Annotated in this window: 14 protein-coding genes; 6 read left to right on the plus strand and 8 right to left on the minus strand. The window is 67.5% G+C overall.

The genetic code is table 11. The features are described 5' to 3' along the window. The first annotated feature begins 2 nt into the window (after nt 1-2). Nucleotides 3-2393, plus strand: a complete 2391-nt coding sequence (ppsA, locus tag QK287_RS05550; protein WP_282359516.1) for a phosphoenolpyruvate synthase — start codon at nt 3-5, stop codon at nt 2391-2393. On the opposite strand, the gene QK287_RS05555 is transcribed toward ppsA, so the two are convergent. After that, a complete protein-coding gene (locus QK287_RS05555; RefSeq protein ID WP_226774651.1) occupies nt 2341-4266 on the minus strand; it encodes a heavy metal translocating P-type ATPase in 1926 nt (641 codons plus the stop codon). The genes ppsA and QK287_RS05555 overlap by 53 nt on opposite strands. Before the next feature lie 175 nt (nt 4267-4441). Between QK287_RS05555 and QK287_RS05560 the strand changes: the two genes are divergently transcribed. From QK287_RS05560 to QK287_RS05570, 3 genes are all read left to right on the plus strand, one after another. Beyond that, the gene (locus QK287_RS05560; protein ID WP_282359517.1) at nt 4442-5557 is read left to right on the plus strand and encodes an SDR family oxidoreductase; all 1116 of its coding nucleotides are present in this window, start codon (nt 4442-4444) and stop codon (nt 5555-5557) included. A 32-nt stretch (nt 5558-5589) separates the two neighbouring features. Beyond that, complete coding sequence (locus QK287_RS05565) at nt 5590-6582, plus strand: polysaccharide deacetylase family protein (protein WP_282359518.1); 993 nt, start codon at nt 5590-5592, stop codon at nt 6580-6582. Nucleotides 6583-6659: 77 nt separating this feature from the next. Further along, nucleotides 6660-9866 (plus strand): HAD family hydrolase, encoded by a 3207-nt coding sequence (locus QK287_RS05570; protein WP_282359519.1) that lies wholly within the window; start codon nt 6660-6662, stop codon nt 9864-9866. On the opposite strand, the gene QK287_RS05575 is transcribed toward QK287_RS05570, so the two are convergent. The 5 genes from QK287_RS05575 to QK287_RS05595 form a co-directional block, all read right to left on the minus strand. Then, nucleotides 9858-10865, minus strand: a complete 1008-nt coding sequence (locus tag QK287_RS05575; protein ID WP_226775892.1) for a zinc-dependent alcohol dehydrogenase family protein — start codon at nt 10863-10865, stop codon at nt 9858-9860. The genes QK287_RS05570 and QK287_RS05575 overlap by 9 nt on opposite strands. A gap of 163 nt (nt 10866-11028) precedes the next feature. Next, a complete protein-coding gene (locus QK287_RS05580) occupies nt 11029-12201 on the minus strand; it encodes a YihY/virulence factor BrkB family protein (RefSeq protein WP_226775893.1) in 1173 nt (390 codons plus the stop codon). An 84-nt stretch (nt 12202-12285) separates the two neighbouring features. Beyond that, nucleotides 12286-12894: a DUF3618 domain-containing protein gene (locus QK287_RS05585; protein WP_226775894.1), complete on the minus strand. Its 609-nt coding sequence runs from the start codon at nt 12892-12894 to the stop codon at nt 12286-12288. A gap of 18 nt (nt 12895-12912) precedes the next feature. Continuing rightward, nucleotides 12913-13314 (minus strand): phage holin family protein, encoded by a 402-nt coding sequence (locus QK287_RS05590; RefSeq protein WP_282359520.1) that lies wholly within the window; start codon nt 13312-13314, stop codon nt 12913-12915. Between the two features lie 8 nt (nt 13315-13322). After that, a complete protein-coding gene (locus QK287_RS05595) occupies nt 13323-14153 on the minus strand; it encodes a hypothetical protein (protein WP_226775896.1) in 831 nt (276 codons plus the stop codon). A gap of 212 nt (nt 14154-14365) precedes the next feature. Here QK287_RS05595 and QK287_RS05600 point away from each other — a divergent pair, with 212 nt between their 5' ends. Then, the gene (locus QK287_RS05600; RefSeq protein ID WP_226775897.1) at nt 14366-15286 is read left to right on the plus strand and encodes a fused MFS/spermidine synthase; all 921 of its coding nucleotides are present in this window, start codon (nt 14366-14368) and stop codon (nt 15284-15286) included. A gap of 31 nt (nt 15287-15317) precedes the next feature. Here QK287_RS05600 and QK287_RS05605 read toward each other — a convergent pair whose 3' ends face one another. Further along, nucleotides 15318-16235 (minus strand): LysR family transcriptional regulator, encoded by a 918-nt coding sequence (locus QK287_RS05605; RefSeq protein ID WP_226775898.1) that lies wholly within the window; start codon nt 16233-16235, stop codon nt 15318-15320. A 141-nt stretch (nt 16236-16376) separates the two neighbouring features. Between QK287_RS05605 and QK287_RS05610 the strand changes: the two genes are divergently transcribed. Further along, nucleotides 16377-17126 (plus strand): 3-hydroxybutyrate dehydrogenase, encoded by a 750-nt coding sequence (locus QK287_RS05610; RefSeq protein ID WP_226775899.1) that lies wholly within the window; start codon nt 16377-16379, stop codon nt 17124-17126. Here the strand turns inward: QK287_RS05610 and QK287_RS05615 are convergent. Then, nucleotides 17123-17362, minus strand: a complete 240-nt coding sequence (locus QK287_RS05615; protein ID WP_226773450.1) for a helix-turn-helix domain-containing protein — start codon at nt 17360-17362, stop codon at nt 17123-17125. The genes QK287_RS05610 and QK287_RS05615 overlap by 4 nt on opposite strands. Nucleotides 17363-17365: the final 3 nt, after the last annotated feature.

A 17365-nucleotide genomic window follows, 5' to 3' on the forward strand; every position in this document is an offset into this window, starting at 1 on the left:
ACATGGCTGAATCCCCGGTGCTGTGGTTTGAAGAGATCGGTATGGGTGACGTCCCGCAGGTGGGGGGCAAAAACGCCTCCCTCGGCGAACTCATCCAGTCCCTCAAAACCAAGGGTGTGCGCGTGCCGGGCGGCTTTGCGACCACCGCGGACGCCTACCGCCGGTTCATCGAGGCCAACGGCATCGAATCGGCGATGCGCTCACAGATCCAGTCCTACCGCGCCGGCGAAACGTCCCTGCGCGCCACCGGGGAAGCCATCAGGGAGCTCTTCCTGGACAGTGAGTTTCCCGAGGACACCGCCGCGTCCATCCGCTCCCACTACCGGGAACTCGGGGAGCGGGCCGGGGTGGACCGGCTCTCCGTTGCTGTCCGCAGCAGCGCCACCGCCGAGGACCTGCCGGATGCGAGCTTCGCCGGGCAGCAGGAGACCTTCCTGAACATCGCCGGGGAACGCGAACTCCTGGACGCCTGCCGGCGCTGCTACGCCTCACTGTTCACCGACCGTGCCATCAGCTACCGCGAGGTCAAGGGCTTCGACCACCTCGACGTTGCGCTCTCGATCGGTGTGCAGCGGATGGTGCGCTCCGACGTCGGCGCCTCCGGCGTGATGTTCTCCATCGACACTGATTCCGGCTTCCCGGGCGTGGCAGTGGTCAGCGCCGCCTGGGGGCTTGGCGAAACCGTGGTCCAAGGCACCATCAATCCGGACAAATACGTCGTCTTCAAGCCGCTCCTGGCCCAGCCGGAGTTCGCTCCGATTATCGAAAAGACGCTGGGCTCCAAGGACCGGAAAATGGTCTACAGCCGGGGCGGCCACGCCCGCACCAAAATGGTGGACACCTCCGACGCGGAACGCCGCGCTTTTGTCCTGGACGACGCCGAGATTCTCGCGCTGGCGCGCTGGGCCGTGAGCGTGGAAGAGCACTATGCCCGGCCGATGGACATGGAGTGGGCCCGGGATGGTGTGACCGGCGAACTGTTTATGGTCCAGGCCCGGCCGGAAACGGTCCAGTCGCAAAAAACCGGCTCCCGGTTCACCCTCCACCACCTGCTGGAGGCGGGCAGCGTACTGGTGCGCGGCGCCGCGATCGGCGATTCCATCGCCCACGGCACGGCCTGCGTGATCCGCAGCGCCGCTGACATTGACAACTTCCGCGACGGCGCCATCCTGGTCACCGAGATGACCGACCCGGACTGGGTTCCGATTATGAAGCGGGCAGCAGGCATCGTGACCGACCGCGGCGGCCCTACCAGCCACGCGGCGATCGTGAGCCGGGAACTCGGGGTACCCGCAGTCGTGGGTACAGGCAATGCCACCACTGTCCTCGCGGAAGACCAGTCCGTGACGATTTCCTGCGCCGAAGGCGACGAAGGCCGGGTCTACCAGGGCAGCCTCGCGTTTGAGACCGAGGACGTGGACCTCGGTGAACTGCCCGAGACGCACACCAAAGTTATGGTCAACATCGCCAGCCCCGCGGCAGCCTTCCAGTGGTGGCGGCTGCCGGCCGACGGCGTCGGGCTCGCCCGGATGGAATTCATCATCAGCGCCCTGATCCGGGTCCACCCGATGGCGCTGGTTCACCCCGAGCGGGTCACCGACCCCCACGAGGCCGAGCAGATCCGTGCCCTGACCAGCGGCTTTGCCGACCCGAAGGACTACTTCGTGGACGCCCTGGCTCTTGGCATCGCCAAGATCGCAGCACCCCACTTCCCCCGGCCCGTGATCGTCCGGCTCAGCGACTTCAAAACCAACGAGTACGCGCACCTGATCGGCGGTTCCGCCTTCGAGGAACCGGAGGAAAACCCCATGCTCGGCTTCCGCGGCGCCTCCCGCTACTACGACGAGCGGTACCGCGAGGGATTTGCCCTGGAGTGTGCCGCCCTCAAACGGGTCCGCGAGAAGCTCGGGTTTAGCAACATTATTGTGATGGTGCCGTTCTGCCGCACCCCCCGGGAAGCGGACAAGGTGCTGGCCGTGATGGCGGAGCACGGCCTGGTTCGGGGCCAGAACGGCCTGCAGGTCTACATGATGTGTGAGATCCCGTCCAACGTCGTCCTCGCCGACAAGTTCGCCACCCGCTTCGACGGCTTCTCCATCGGCTCCAACGACCTCACCCAGCTTGTCCTGGGCGTGGACCGGGATTCGGCGCAGCTGGCCGCACTCTTTGACGAGCGGGATGAGGCCGTGATGGCCATGATCAGCGAGGCTATCCAAAAGGCGCATGCGGCCGGCATCAAGATCGGCATCTGCGGCCAGGGACCCAGCAACCACCCGGAGTTCGCGGCGTTCCTGGTCGGTGAAGGCATCGATTCGATCTCGCTGAATCCGGACAGCTACCTCAGGACCGTTCCGCGGATCGCGGAAGCCGAGAAACTGCCTGCTTCCCGGTAGCGGCGGGCGCCTGCTTCCCGGCCTTCGCTGAGGTGCCCGGACTGAGTGCGCGCAGCGCATTGAGGATTGTCGCCAGGTCCACGAGTTCCTGGGACAAGGCACCTGCGATGGCCGGGACGAAGCCTGCAGCCGCGGCGAGCATCAGCGCCACGCTCAGCGCTATGCCGATCCAGATGCTTTGCAGCGCCACCTTGATGGTGCGCTGGCCGATCCGCACGGCCGCGGCTACCTTGGACAGGTCGTCCAGGATGATCACGACGTCGGCCGACTCGCCGGCCGCCGTCGAGCCGCGGGCACCCATCGCGATGCCGACGTCGGCGGCGGCCAGCACGGGGGCATCGTTGACGCCGTCCCCCACCATCATGACCGGTCGCAGCGGCAGGTCCCGGACGGCTTCGACCTTGTCCGCCGGCAGGCACTCGGCGCGGACATCGGTGAGCCCGGCCGCGTCCGCGATGTGTTCGGCGGTCGCAAGCGCATCGCCGGTCAGCATCACCGTCTGGATAACGCCGAGTTCGGTTAGCTCGGCCAAGGTGCGGCGGGTTTCCCCGCGGATGGGGTCGCTCATCACCAGGGCCCCGGCGAATTCCCCGGCGACGCCGACATAGATGGCGAGTTCGCCGCTGGCCAGCTCGATTTCCTCGACGCCGCCGGCCGATTCAGCCACGAACTTCGGCTTGCCAACCACCACGTCGCGGCCGTCGAAGCGTGCCCGGACGCCGTGCGTGGCGAATTCGTTGGCCTCCGTTGCGGTTTCGAAGACGAGCCCGCGGTTCCGTGCAGCCTCCATTACGGAGGCGGCGAGCACGTGGGAGGAATATTGTTCGGCGGAGGCCGCCAGGGCCAGGACGTCGTCCTTGGTGAAGGACCCGGAGGTCCGGACGCCGACCAGGGAGGGGCGGCCGTAGGTCAGGGTCCCGGTCTTGTCGAAGGCGACCGTTTTGATCCGGCTCAACTGCTCCAGCACGCCGGCGTATTTGACGATGATGCCGCCGCGCGCGGCACGGCTCATGCCGCCCAGGAACGCCACGGGGGCGGCGATCAACAGCGGGCACGGGGTGGCGACCACAAGCACCTCCGCGAACCGGGCCGGGCTGCCGCTGATGATCCAGCCGATCGCGCCGAGAAGGTACGCGAGGGCGGTGAACGGGACGGCATACCGGTCCGCGAGCCGCACCATGGGTGCCTTGCTGTCCGCGGCTTCCTTGACCAGGGCGACGATGCGGCTGTACTGCGAATCCGCCATCAGGGCCGTGACCCGCATCCGGACCGCGGCTTCGCCGTTGAGGGAGCCGCTCATCAGCCCGTCCCCGGCAACCCGTTCCACCGGAAGGCTTTCCCCGGTGAGGGAGGACTCGTCGAAGCTGCCGGATTCAGAAAGCAGGATGCCGTCCAGCGGCACCACTTCACCGGGTCTGACCAGCAGGATGTCTCCGATCCGGACGTCGGTGGCGGCAACATCCTCGAGCTGGCCGCCTGTGCTGGTTTCGGCGGCGGAGCTGCCGTCCCCTTCCCGGTGGGCAGTCTGCGGGACGCGTTCCAGCAGGGAGGTCAGTTCCTTTTTGGCCCGGCCGGCGGCGAAGTCCTCGAGGGCTGTGCCGCCGGCCATCATCAGGACAATGATCATGGCGGCGATGAATTCGCCCACCAGGACGGTGCTGACAATGGCGGTGACCGCCAGGATGTCGATGCCCCACTGGCCACCCATCAGCCGGCGGACCATGCCGACGGCCAGATAGGCCGCTACCGCCAGGGCGTAGCTGCTGGCTGTGATCTGCGCAATCGGCTCCTGCCCGGACAGGAGCAGGATAAGCACGGCGAGCAGGGCCGCGACTGTGCCTGCAACGAGCGGATATCGGAGAAGGATTTTCACGGATATCCTGCCTTAGCATTCGCTGGTTGGTGAGGCGCACTCCACTGCCTTTATCCTACTGCCCGCCCCGTTCGGTCTGTGAGAGGCTGGAGCGGGCGGAGAATGACCTTGGTCTGGCCCGCCGTGCCCCCTGTTGGGACGGCGAGGCGCAGCGGACAGTACGAGGAGGAACAGCGTGGCAAGCAGTTCAGGCACCATTGATACGAGGACCGCCTTGGTGGTCGGGGCCAGCGGCATTGCCGGATCGGCTCTGGTTGACCGGCTGGCCGATGAGGGCTGGGACGTTGTGGCCCTCTCGCGGCACCCGATCCGGCGCGGCGATGTCCGGCACGTGAGCGCGGACCTGACCTCCGTGGAGAGCCTGCGTGAAGCCTTGGCGGGTGAACGGCTCAGTCACGTGTTCTACACCGCGTGGTCGCGGATGGACACGGAACAGGAAAACATCGACACCAACGCTGCCATGCTGCGGAACCTGCTCGCGAGCCTCAGCGGCCAGCCAGTGAAACACGTGGCCCTGATGACCGGGTTGAAGCACTATCTGGGTCCGTTTGAAGCGTACGCGGCGGGGGAGATGCCGGACACGCCGTTCCGCGAATGCGAGCCCAGGTTGCCGACGCCTAACTTCTACTACGCCCAGGAAGACGAGTTATGGGCTGGCGCGGGCCGGCAGGGCTTTGGCTGGTCCGTGCACCGGGCGCATACGGTCATCGGGCATGCGGTCGGCAACGCCATGAACATGGGTCTAACGCTCGCGGTCCAGGCGTCCATCTGCCGGGAACTCGGCCTGCCGTTCATCTTCCCGGGTTCCGAGACGCAGTGGAACTCCCTGACGGACATGACCGACAGCGGGCTTCTGGCAGAACACATGGTCTGGGCGGCCACCGCCGACGGGGTAGCCGACCAGGCGTACAACATCGTCAACGGAGACCTCTTCCGCTGGCGCCGCATGTGGCCTGCGCTGGCCGCCTATTTCGGCGTCGAACCCGTTGGGTACGAGGGCCGGCCACGCCCGCTGGAACAGCAGATGTCCGGCCAGGAGGGCGTCTGGGCAGGCATCGCCGCCCGCCACGGGCTGGCCGAACCCGAGCTCGCCCGGGTCGCGTCCTGGTGGCACACAGACGGTGACCTGGGCCGTAACCTCGAAGTTGTCACGGATATGAGCAAGAGCCGGCTTGCGGGTTTCACCGGCTACCGCCGCACGGAAGACTCTTTCATCCGCTTGTTCGACCGGTACCGGGCCGACCGGCTGACACCGGCAGCGTCGCCGCCCGCCCGGGCCTTTCAGCCCTAGTCCGGCTGTCGCCGGCGGTGCCACAGTCAAGCATGTGGCCGAACCTTTCCGGCCGACGCCGGTGGCTGGTGGCCGCCGCTGCGGTGCTCTTGCTGGCCGCCGCCGTGGTGCTTGCAGTTGTGTTGAGAGCCAACCCGCCGGCGGCTGCCCCGACATCACCGCCGCCGGCGTCGTCAGCTCCGGCGTCGTCAGCTCCGGCGTCGTCACCTGTGGACACCGCCGGCCCGTCGGAGGAGCCGCCGGGCAGCCCGACGCCGGGTTCGTCGCCGTCGGACGCTCCGGTCCGCACCCCCAGCGAAACGGCTCCGGCCGGGCCGGTACCGTTGCCTGCCATCCCGGCGCCCGAGCCGCCCCCGCCCCCGGCGCCGGAGCCGCCCCCGGCCCCGTTCCCCGCCGCGCTCGCCGGCCGCGATCTGGAGGTAGTCCCGGGTGTGGGTGCAGTGGTGGCGCTGACCTTCGACGCCGGAGCCAACGCCGCAGGGTTGCCCAGCATCCTGCAGACACTGGCCACCACTGGCGTTCGCGGCACGTTTTTCCTGACCGGCAACTGGGCGGCCGGCAACCCGGCGGGTGTCGCGGCGATCGTCGCGGGCGGCCACCGGGTGGGGAACCATTCGATGACCCACCCTGGTTTTACCGGGCTCCCCGACGCCGCGATCGGGGACCAGCTGGTTCGGGCGCAGCAGGCCATCCTCGCGGGCGGAGGTGACCCCCGGCCCCTGTTCCGCTTTCCCTTCGGTGAACGCGACGCCCGGACCATCGCTGCCGTGAACGCCTACGGCTACGTGGCCGTCCGCTGGAGCGTGGACACCCTGGGCTGGAAGGGCAGCAGCGGCGGGATCTCGGCGCGCATCGTGGCTGACCGGACACTCGCCGGCCTTCAGCCCGGGGAGATCGTGCTGATGCACATCGGTTCCAATCCCGACGACGGGACCACCCTGGACGCCGATGCCCTGCCCGGGATCATCGATCGGATCCGCCAGGCCGGCTATGGCTTTACCACCCTCGATTCGCTGCTTGGCTGACGGCTATCAGGCCGGCGGGCCGGAATAGCGGTACAACGCCACTGTCGCAGTTGCCGCAGGCCTGATACGACTGAGGAATGACGGAGTCGCCCACCCTAGCCGCAGCCCTGGCGCCCGTCGATGCCGTGATCCTTGACCTGGACGGGGTGGTCACCGACACCGCCGGTCTTCGCTCGGCGGCATGGAAGCAACTCTTCGACGCAGTCCTCCAGGACCCGCGGCTTCCAGCCGGGACCCGCCGGGATCCGTTCTGCACCGAAGACTACCTGGACCTCGTGGCAGGCCGGACGTGGGAAGACGCGGTAACCTCTTTCCTGGCCTCCCGCGGCGGGGCAGTCCCGGACGGCAACCCCTCAGATGGCTCGGGGGAATGGACCGTCTTCGGGCTCGCCGCACGCCAGAACGAACTGTTCGAAAAGCTGCTCGGTGACCAACCGGTCCGGGCGTTCCCGGGCACAGTGGACCTCCTCGGCCGGCTGAAAGCGGGGCGAATTCCGGTGGTGCTTGCCACCTGCGCCAGAAACGCCGGCGCGCTGCTGGCCGCCGCCGGCCTCGGGGACTTCTTCGACCACGTCGTCGACGGTCAGACGGCCCTGGACCGCGACGTTGCGGGCAAGCCGGCCCCCGCGCTGCAGTTGGAAGCGGTGCGGCGGCTCGGGATCCCGCCCGCCCGGGCCATGGTCATCGAGGAATCAGCGGCCGGGGTGGAAGCCGGCCGGCGCGGCGGCTTTGGGCTGGTCGTTGGCATCGACCGGTCCGGGCGCCGGGGACCGCTGGAAGCGGCGGGCGCCGACGTCGTCGTCGAGGATGTCAGCCAACTGGACATTGGACTCGTCATCACGCACCCGTGGCTGCTGGTCTACGAAGGCTTCGACCCGGTGCATGAGGGCCACCGCGAAGCCCTCACCACCCTGGGCAACGGCTACCTGGCCACGCGGGGCGCCGCCCCCGAACACCGGGCCGGGGCCGTGCACTATCCCGGCAGCTATCTCGCCGGCGTTTACAACAGCCTGCGCAGCGTTGTGGCGGACCAGGAAACTGTCGACGAACACATGGTCAACATTCCCGACTGGCTGCCGCTGGACCTCCGGATCGGCGAAGGGGCGTGGTGGTCCGAGGGCGGACTTTCGCTCCGCAGCGAGCGCCGCACCCTGGACCTGAAACGGGCGGTGCTGACCCGGGAGGCGCTTTTGGAGGACAACACCGGCCGGCAGCTTCTGCTGGTGCAGCGCCGCTTGGTGTCCATGGCCGTCCCGCACCTCGCCGCGATGGAAACGGTCGTCACGGCCGTCGGCTGGGACGGCGGCGTCAGCGTTCGCAGCGGCTGTGACACCGGGGTCACCAACTCCAATGTCCCCGAGGACGCGGCGCTGTCCAAGCGGCACCTGGGTTCCGTCCGGGCTACGGCGGCCGGGGACGGCCCGGGTGCCGCCGAACTCACAGTGGAGGTCCGGACCGTCACCAGCGGAATCGGGATCGCCCTGGCGCTCCGGACGGAAATCTCCGGGTCCGACGGGCCGCCCGGGGCAGGGATTCCCGAACAGCTGAATGGGCTGCACACCCACCGCTTCGAAGTTTTCGTGACAGCGGGTGCGCCGCTGACGATCCTCAAGACAGTGGCCGTGACCTCCTCCCGCGATCACGCCATCGCATCTCCCCGAACGGCGGCCCGGGCCGTCCTGGCCCGCGCCTCGGGCGGTTTCACGGCGCTGCAGGCCGAGCACGACGCCGCATGGGCCGTCCTGCTCCAACCCTTTGTCATAGAGTTCGACGCCAGCTCGCAGGCCCAGCTGATCCTGAACCTGCACGTCTTCCACCTGTTGCAGACCCTCACCACCCACACCGCCGAAGTCGACGCCGGTGTACCGGCCCGCGGGCTGCACGGCGAAGGGTACCGGGGGCACGTCTTCTGGGATGAGCTTTTTGTCCTCCCACTGCTGAATTCGAGGCTGCCCGCCCTCGCCCGCGAGCTCCTCGATTACCGCTGGAGGCGGCTCGGCGCGGCCCGGGACGCGGCGCGGGACGCGGGACTTAAGGGGGCCCTGTTCCCATGGCAAAGCGGCAGTGACGGCACTGAACAGACGCCGAAGCTGTTGTTCAACCTGCGGTCCGGGCACTGGATGAAGGACTATTCGCGGCTCCAGCGCCATGTCGGCCTCGCTGTCGCCTACAACGCCTGGCAGTACTTCGAGGCCACCCAGGACCGCGGGTGGCTCACCGGGCATGGGGCGGAAATCATCGTGGAAGTCGCCCGGCTGTTCGCGTCCATGGCGGAATTCGACCCGGTCGAAGACCGCTTCCACCTCCGGGGAGTTATGGGCCCGGATGAATACCATACCGGCAACCCGGGTGACCCGGGCGGCGGGCTGAACGACAATGCGTACACCAACGTGATGGCGGCCTGGGTGTTCGACCAAGCCGTCTGGATGATGCATTCCGTGCGTGGATTCGACATGGACGAACTGCGGACCAGGCTGCTGGTCACCGCCGCCGAGATGACGGCCTGGGAACACCTCAGCCGCCGCATGTTCGTTCCGTTCCACGACGACGGCGTCATCAGCCAGTTCGACGGCTACGCCGCGCTCCGGGAACTTGACTGGGACCACTACCGCCGAAGCTACGGGCTCATCGAGCGGCTGGACCTGATCCTGGAGGCGGAAGGGGACAGCACCAACCACTACCGGCTGGCCAAACAAGCCGACGTCCTGATGCTGCTTTACGTCCTGGGCGAGGACCAGCTGATCCGGTTCCTGGCCCGGATGGACTATACCGTTACCGCAGCGCAGATGGCAGCCACTGTGGACTTCTACCTGGCCAGGACAGCGCACGGATCAACGCTCAGCCGGGTGGCCCACGCCTCGGTGCTGGCGCAGCGGAATCCCGAGCGGGCGTGGGAAACGTTCCGGGAGGCGCTGGACGCGGACCTGGATGACACCCAAGGCGGAACTACCCGCTGCGGCATCCATCTCGGCGCCATGGCCGGCACGATCGACGTAGTGCAGCGCAGTTTTGCCGGGCTGCAGATTACGCGCGATGCCCTCGACTTCGTCCCCCGGCTGCCCGTCGAGCTCAGCCGCGTGGACTTCCAGGTCCGCTACCGGGACCAGATGCTCGCCGTTCACCTGGAGCGCGACCGTCTCAGGGTATCGGCAGCGCCTGGCGACGCGGCCCCGGTGCTGGTGCGGGTGGGCGCCCGCAGCGTCCTGATCCAGCCGGGCCAGGAACACGAATTCCTGCGCGCGGACGACCGATCCGGCCTGCCCGCCACTGGCCGGCTACGTTGAGTCCATCCGGAGCACCGCCGCTCCGGTGACCCGGTCCTCGGACAGATCCAGCAGCGCCCGGTCCGCGGCCTCAAACGGGTAGGCCACTGTGGTGGGCCGGAGCGGGATCTCCGCGGCGACGCGCAGGAACTCCTCGCCGTCGGCCCGGGTGTTGGCTGTGACGCTGCGCAGCTGGCGTTCCTGGAACAAGTCCGTGGCATAGTTCAGCGCCGGAATATCACTTAGATGGATGCCGGCAACAGCGAGGGTGCCGCCACGGTCCAGGGCGCGCAGTGCTACCGGAACCAGGCCGCCGGCCGGGGCGAACAGGATCGCCGAGTCCAGCGGATCCGGCGGCTGCTCATCGGCGCCGCCGGCGAAGGTCGCGCCGAGCTCCAGGGCGAGGGTCCGGGCCTCCTTGGATCGGGTCATTACATACACACGCGCGCCCTGGAAAAGGGCAATCTGGGCCGCCAAATGCGCGGATCCGCCGAAACCGTAGATCCCCAGCCGACCGCCGATGGGCAGATCGGCCCGGCAGAGCGCCCGGTAGCCGATGATCCCCGCGCACAGCAACGGCGCGGCCTCCTCATCCGAGAAGCCCGACGGGAGCCGGTAGGCGAAGTCTTCGGCCACCGTGATGAGTTCGGCGTAACCGCCGTCGCGGTCCCAGCCGGTGAACACGGGGGAGAGGCAGAGGTTTTCATCTCCGCGCAGGCAAAAACGGCAGGAGCCGCAGGTCCCGCCAAGCCAAGGGACGCCGACCCGGTTTCCCGGTGAGAACCGCGTGGCGCCGTCCCCGCACTTAATGACATCCCCAACGACCTCGTGGCCGGGGATGACACCGGGCCGGCGCGGGGCGAGATCGCCCTCAGCCAGGTGCAGGTCCGTGCGGCAGACTCCACACACCCTTACCCGCAGCAATACCTCCCCGGGGCCCGGTTTGGGGTCGGGGCACTCGGCTTGCACAAGGGGGCCTGTCCTCATCGGCCCGGGCTGCCCTACCCGCCATGCTCGCACGGGCGTCCTCCTCTCCAAGTCACCTCCAGCTCCCCTCTGAAGGATTGGTCCGGTGAAGCATGGTCAGCGCACAGTCAAGGCATTGCCGCGCGCTTTGTTCAGGTCAGCCGTGTCCGCCTCCGGTCGGTACTGCGCCCAGTAGAACTCAATGGGTCGGAGCGGGCTAGGGGCTTTGGTCCCGCGGGTTGGGCCGATCCCCCTCGGTAGCGGCAGTGCGACCCGGGACGGCCCCCGCGCCCGCTGTGCTGTGCTGTTCACGGAGTTCGCGGCCCCGTTTGATGTCCTCCTCTTCACGCGCCTGCAGCTTGTCACTCTGCTTGGTGTCCCGGGGTGGCAGCTGGATGGTTTCCTCAGCCTCAATCCCGGCCTGCAGTTGGCGGCCGCGTTCCATTTCGGCGTCGAATTCGGCGCCGAAGAGCAGTGACAGGTTCAGGATCCAGAGCCAGAGCAGCGAGATGATGACGCCGCCGATCGCGCCGTAGGTCCGGTTGTAGCTGCTGAAGTTGGCAACGTAGAACGCGAAGGCCAAGGATGCCAGCAGGAAGATCACCAGGGCGATCAGCGAGCCCAGGCTCATCCAGCGGAATTTGGGCTGCTTTACGTTTGGGGTCGCGTAGTAGAGGATGGCGATCGCAAGCACCACAAGCAACAAAATGACGGGCCATTTGAGGATGTTCCACGCTGTCAGGACGGCACCGCCCAAACCAATGGCGCTGCCGATGGACTCGGCCACGGGGCCGCTGAGGACGAGCATGGCCGCCAGCAGTACAACAATCAGCACGGTGGCGATCGTGACGGCGAGCATCGTGCCCCGGAGTTTGATGAACGGCCGGCCCTCGTCGATTTCGTAGATCCGGTTCATGGCCCGCCCGAACGCCCCGACATACCCGGATGCGGACCAGAGAGCGGTAAGAAGTCCGATCACCAGGGTGAGTCCGGCGGCGGAGGAGCTGCTGAGCTGCTCGATTGGCTGGCGGATCGCTTCCACGGTTTCAGCAGGCGCGAATCCCCGGGCGATCTCCAGGAACGCGGCGGTGGTCTTTTCGGCTTGCCCAAAAATCCCCAGCAAGGACACCAGCGCCAAGAGCGCCGGAAAAACTGAGAGGACCGAGTAGTACGTCAGGGCCGCGGCGAGGTCGGGGCACTGGTCCTTGGTGAATTCCCGCAGCGTTTTCTTCGCGATGAACTTCCACGACGGTTTGGTGACGTCCGTGGGGCTGTCCGGCTTGCGCGAATCGTCCGGAGCGGGCGCCGTGCGGGCCTTGGCTGTGCTGCTCTCCTGGGTTTCGGCGTCGTTTATGCTGCTATTTTCTGCCGTGGCAGGGTTTTGGGTCATGGGATTTTTTCCTTTGTCGGGTTAAGCGCATCGGCCGGCCGTCCGGCGCGTGAGCGCAGGTCGGCCGGCCGGGTTCTCGCGGGATCAGGCCTGCTGGACGGTGTCCTTGGCCTCTGCGGTCCGCTCTTTGACGTCCGCGACCGCGCCTTGGCCCTCGGCTTTGACGGCCTCGGTGGCATCTGCAGCGCTGGCCTTGACGCTTTCCATCGCAGCCTGGGCGGGCTCTTTCAGTCCCTCGGCCATGTGTTTGGCGGCCTCGGTCAGTTCGGTGGTGAACGGCTCGGCCGCTGTCTTGAGGGCATCAGCAGCTTCGCGTTCCTTCTGGCTGGCCGGGATCAGGGCGGAGGCCAACAGGCCCGCGCCGAAGGCAATCAGGCCCGCCGCGAGCGGGTTGCCCCGGGTCCTCGTTTTGACCTGCGCGGGGGCGCCCCCCATCGCTGCCCCGGCGTTGCCGAGGTGCGCACCCGTGTTTCCGGCGGCGGTGTGGACGTTGCCGGCGGTGTGGTCGGCAGCGCCCATGACTTTTTCCTTCACTCCGAAGACGGCGTCCTTGACGTTCGCTTTGACCCTGTCGGTCTGCCGCTGGACGATGTGCGACGGTGTGACCTTGTCCGCTACGGCATCGACGTTCGTGCCCAGCCGTGCGCGGGTTGCTTCAATATCTGCTCGGATGGCATCCGGGTTTTCACTCATCGTGTTTCCTCGCTGGATCTAGGGGGTGGGTTTGAGCGTGGGAGGGATTTCCTGCAGCGTAGCGACGGTCTGGGGCAAGCCCCTGATGGCGTTGAGTTCCTTGCGGCCCGTGGCTGCCAGGGCTGCGGCGATGATTCCCCAGATGACGGCGACGACGACGCCGGACCAGCCCAGTCCCAGGAGCGTCCCGAGCGCCCACCAAAGCGCCAGGGACAGGAATAGCAGGACGAAGTGGCCCGCGACGCCGGCACCGGCCAGCATCCCGCCGCCCTTGCCGGCGCGGGCCGCTGACTGTTTGAGCTCGACCTTGGCCAGCTCCACTTCCTGCCGCATCAGGGTGGACATGTCCCGCGTTACCTCGCCCAGGAGGTCACCCAAGGACGAGGATTCAGCTTTGGCGTGCGCGGCGGTCTGAGGCATGTCGCTGGTCATCGACGGCCGCCGTCAAAGGGGTCATCGCGGAGCGGATCCTGCCGGAGCGGCTCAGTCACGACAGGCTCGGAGGCCCAGCGGTCCTGCCGGGCGGTGTCACCGAACGGGTCATTCCCGGCGGGAGCCGGCGGGTACGTGTCCGCGAAGCCCGCCGTCGTGGTTTCCGGGGCGGGCAGCTGCACGGGCGGCGGCGGGACTGCCCTGCCGGTGTCCGGGACCCTGGTGCCGGGGTTTGCGGTGGCGCCGGCGGCGGCCGGTTCCGGTGCGCCGGCGCTGAGGCTGCGGCTGAGCCGGCCGGCCAGCACGCCGGCTCCGGCCGCCAGGAGCAGGAAGGTGCCGGGCCGCTCGCGGGCAAAGGACTTCACCTCGGTCAGCAGCGAGCCCGGATCGCGGCCATCGAGCCACCCGGCGACGGCCGAGGAGCGTTCGGCGGCCTGGCGCACCAGGTCGGTGGCGACGCCGGGCTGTTCGGAAGCTGCGGCCATGGTGTGCAGTTCGGTGGAAATGGAGTGCAGGCCCGCGGCTACCTTCTGCTGCTGCGTGCCGGCCTGATCCGTGAGGTCCGACTTCGCCTGCTGCAGGAGATCCCGGGCGTTCGTCTTCACCTCGGCGGCAACAGTGGCTGCTTCCGTCTTGGCCGTCTCGGACACGTTCCGGGCCGAATCCGCGGCCTGGCGCTTCACATCCGCCGCCTCATCCTTGGCGGCGTCGGTCTTTGCGGACCCGTTGGACGGCGGCGGGAACGTGGATTCCGGCCGGAGGGCCGTCTGCTGGGTAGCCGCAGGAGTGCCGTTGCTGCCGCCCTGGGGCCAGTGGTTCTCTGTCATCTTCGCGCTCTTTTCACGATCGGCTGCTGATCACAAACCAGCAATTGCTGGGGAGTAAATACTAAGCATGATTACTACCTAATAGTAAGTACCCTTTGCTTTATTTCTTTTGTGATGACGGATCGGCGTGCGCCCGCCGCCTCCGGCTCATGGTGACGGCCGCGCAGAGCGGTGAACTACGCTTGAATCATGAGCAAAACGGTGCACAGCTGATGGCGAAGCGGGGCCGGGCTGCTGGCCGAAGCAGCACCGAAAGGACGGCTGGGGTGGTGGAACTCCCGAAGGGAACCCGCCCCGACGGGCCGGTAGAAGGCGTCTATTACATCGACACCGGTGACTGCGAGCTGATCGCGGACCAGGACAACTCCAACGGCTGGCTGTTGCGGATCAATGGTGTGATGAGCTCGCACATCGATCTGGCCGATCCCTTGTTCCTTGACTTCGAGTACATGCGCTGGATCTCGGCCCTGGTGGAATCCCGCTGGGCCCGGGATTCCCGGCCCAAACTGCGTGCCCTGCACCTTGGCGGCGGAGCGTGCTCGCTGGCGCGCTACTTCCACGCCGCCTACCCGGACGCGCGCCAGGTGGTGGTGGAGCTCGACGGCAAACTGGCCGGGTATGTCCGGGGCTGGTTCGACCTGCCGAAGGCCCCGCTGATGCGACTCCGGGTGGGGGAGGCCCGCGCGGTTACCGAAAGCCTGACGCCGCAGACCCGGGACCTGATCATCAGGGACGTTTTCGCCGGCTCGCTGACGCCGCGCCCACTTACTACCAGGGAGTTCAACGAGTACGCCCGGGGCGTCCTGGCACCCGGTGGGATGTACGTGGTCAACTCGGGTGACGCGCCGGACCTTCGGAATGCCCGCGAGGACGCGGCGACGATCGCTGACGCTTTTAAGTACACAGTGATCATCGCCGATCCGGCCATGCTTAAGGGCAGGCGCTTCGGGAATATGATCATGGCCGGAAGCGATGTGCCGTTCGACGACGATCCCGGGCTGGCTCGACGCCTGCTGGGCGGCGGGGTGCCTGCCCATATCTGGAACGACGCCAAGGTTCGGGCGTTTGCCGCCGGCGCGTCAGTCCGTCACGACCCTCCGGCCGCGGACCCGCCGTCGCAGGCTGCTTCTTAGCGGTCCTGCTGCGGCGGGGACGGCGCGGCGCCTACGGGGCCGCGGGCGACATCCGTCCCCGGCCCATCAGCGACTCATGGTGCGCTGTCGTCTGCTCCCGAAGCGCCTGCACCACGGCGGCGACGGCGGGCCGGCGCATGGAGTCAGGCCGCAGCACCATCCAGTACGGCAGCAGTTCGGCGAACTGCGCCGGCAGCAGGCGGACCAGGTCCGGGTGCAGGTCGGCCGCAAAACAGGGCAGGAAGCCGATGCCGGCACCGGCACGGGTCGCCTCCACGTGGACAAAGACGTTGGTGGAGCTCAGCCCGTCCCGCATGGTCGGCACCAGCCGCCGCGGTGCGTCAAGATCGTCCACCTGGAGCATGGAATCGACGAAATACACCAGTGAATGGGCGGTCAGTTCCTCGATAGTTGTGGGCGTGCCGTATTCAGCGAGGTAGCCGCGGGAGGCGTACATGCCGAGCATGTACTCACCCAGCCTGGCGGCCGCGGCCCGGTGCACCTGCGGTTCGCCCACCACGACTTCGATGTCCAGCCCGGAACGCTGCTGGAGTGCCCGCCGGGTCACTGTGATGATCTCGACGCTGAGTCCCGGATGGTCCCGGCGCAGCCTCGCCACGGCCGGGGCCGCAATGTAAGCGCTGAAGCCGTCAGTCGCGGTCATCCGGACGACGCCTGTGATCGGGTCCGGGGCCCGTCCCGGCTGTTCGAGTGTGCGGATCGCAGCCTCCACCCGCTCGGCGACCTGCACTGCTTCCGCACCCAGATCCGTCAGCTCCCAGCCGCCGGAGGCACGCGAGAGCACCCGCCCGCCCAAAGCCTTCTCCAGGGCAGCGATCCGGCGCGAGACCGTCGTATGGTTCAGCCCGAGGGCTTGGGCTGCAGTGGTGAACTTCGCGGAGCGGGAGACGGCTAGGAGCACCAGCAAGTCGTCAGGGTTTGCATTCATATCTGCAATTCTGCACATAAGACGTGCTTGTTTGACCATTGAATCGCCCACTTTGTGCGGCAATACTCAGTGAAGCTGCTCAGTGACGTGCCTCGCGCCTCCTCTGGGCCGTTGACGACCGCGAAACTGAGGAGTGCAGACATGGAGAGCAGCTTGAACGGGCGCAAAGCGCTGGTGACCGGCGGAGCCGGCGGAATCGGAGCCGCCAGCGTCCGCGCCCTCGCAGCACGCGGTGCGAAAGTGGTGATCGCGGATCTGGATGAGGCCGGCGCAGCAGCGCTCGCCGACGAGGTGGGCGGCACCTCCTGGGCGGTCAATCTGCTCGACGTCGAGGCGCTTGAGACCGTCAGCCTGGACTGCGACATCCTTGTCAACAACGCCGGCATCCAGCGGATCAGCCCGATTGAGGACTTCGACCCGGCAGACTTCCGGCGCATCATCACGTTGATGCTGGAGGCGCCCTTCCTGCTGATCCGGGCAGCGCTGCCGCACATGTACGCGAACAACTTCGGCCGGATCATCAACCTGTCGTCAGTGCACGGGCTCCGCGCCTCGCCGTTCAAGAGTGCCTACGTCTCCGCCAAACACGGTCTCGAAGGCCTGAGCAAGGTCACCGCGCTCGAAGGCGGCCAGCATGGCGTCACTTCCAACTGCATCAACCCCGGCTATGTCCGGACGCCGCTGGTCGAGTCCCAGATTGCAGACCAGGCCAAGGTGCACGGGATCCCGGAGTCCGAGGTCCTCGCCAACATCATGCTGACCGAGGCCGCCATCAAGCGGCTGGTGGAACCGGAGGAGGTCGCCTCCCTCGTCGCTTGGCTGTCCTCCGACGGCGCCGGTATGGTCACCGGAGCGAGCTACACGATGGACGGCGGCTGGTCGGCCCGCTAGTGCGCAGCCGACGGGTCCTCGCCGGTGTCGCTGTCCGGTCGCGGCGTGGCCGGTTCTGTGGAGCGGCGGATGTAGTCGTTGACGGCGTCCTCGGGAACCCGGAAGGACCGGCCCACCCGCACCGCCGCGATGGCATGTGACTTCACCAGCCGGTACACGGTCATTTTGGAGACCCGCATGGCCGCCGCGACTTCCGCGATGGTCAGGAAGTGCGAGGACACGTTCGCTGCGCTCATTTC

The sequence above is a fragment of the Arthrobacter sp. AL05 genome (assembly GCF_029960715.1).
In the GTDB taxonomy this organism is placed as follows: Bacteria; Actinomycetota; Actinomycetes; order Actinomycetales; family Micrococcaceae; genus Arthrobacter.

What these genes read in the sequence shown, in the direction of transcription:
- ppsA (WP_282359516.1), top strand. Translation starts at nt 3, where the DNA reads ATGGCTGAATCCCCGGTGCTGTGGTTTGAAGAGATCGGTATGGGTGAC.
- QK287_RS05565 (WP_282359518.1), top strand. Translation starts at nt 5,590, where the DNA reads ATGTGGCCGAACCTTTCCGGCCGACGCCGGTGGCTGGTGGCCGCCGCT.
- QK287_RS05570 (WP_282359519.1), top strand. Translation starts at nt 6,660, where the DNA reads ATGACGGAGTCGCCCACCCTAGCCGCAGCCCTGGCGCCCGTCGATGCC.
- QK287_RS05580 (WP_226775893.1), bottom strand. Translation starts at nt 12,201, where the DNA reads ATGACCCAAAACCCTGCCACGGCAGAAAATAGCAGCATAAACGACGCC.
- QK287_RS05585 (WP_226775894.1), bottom strand. Translation starts at nt 12,894, where the DNA reads ATGAGTGAAAACCCGGATGCCATCCGAGCAGATATTGAAGCAACCCGC.
- QK287_RS05590 (WP_282359520.1), bottom strand. Translation starts at nt 13,314, where the DNA reads ATGCCTCAGACCGCCGCGCACGCCAAAGCTGAATCCTCGTCCTTGGGT.
- QK287_RS05595 (WP_226775896.1), bottom strand. Translation starts at nt 14,153, where the DNA reads ATGACAGAGAACCACTGGCCCCAGGGCGGCAGCAACGGCACTCCTGCG.
- QK287_RS05600 (WP_226775897.1), top strand. Translation starts at nt 14,366, where the DNA reads ATGGCGAAGCGGGGCCGGGCTGCTGGCCGAAGCAGCACCGAAAGGACG.
- QK287_RS05605 (WP_226775898.1), bottom strand. Translation starts at nt 16,235, where the DNA reads ATGAATGCAAACCCTGACGACTTGCTGGTGCTCCTAGCCGTCTCCCGC.
- QK287_RS05610 (WP_226775899.1), top strand. Translation starts at nt 16,377, where the DNA reads ATGGAGAGCAGCTTGAACGGGCGCAAAGCGCTGGTGACCGGCGGAGCC.
- QK287_RS05615 (WP_226773450.1), bottom strand. Translation starts at nt 17,362, where the DNA reads ATGAGCGCAGCGAACGTGTCCTCGCACTTCCTGACCATCGCGGAAGTC.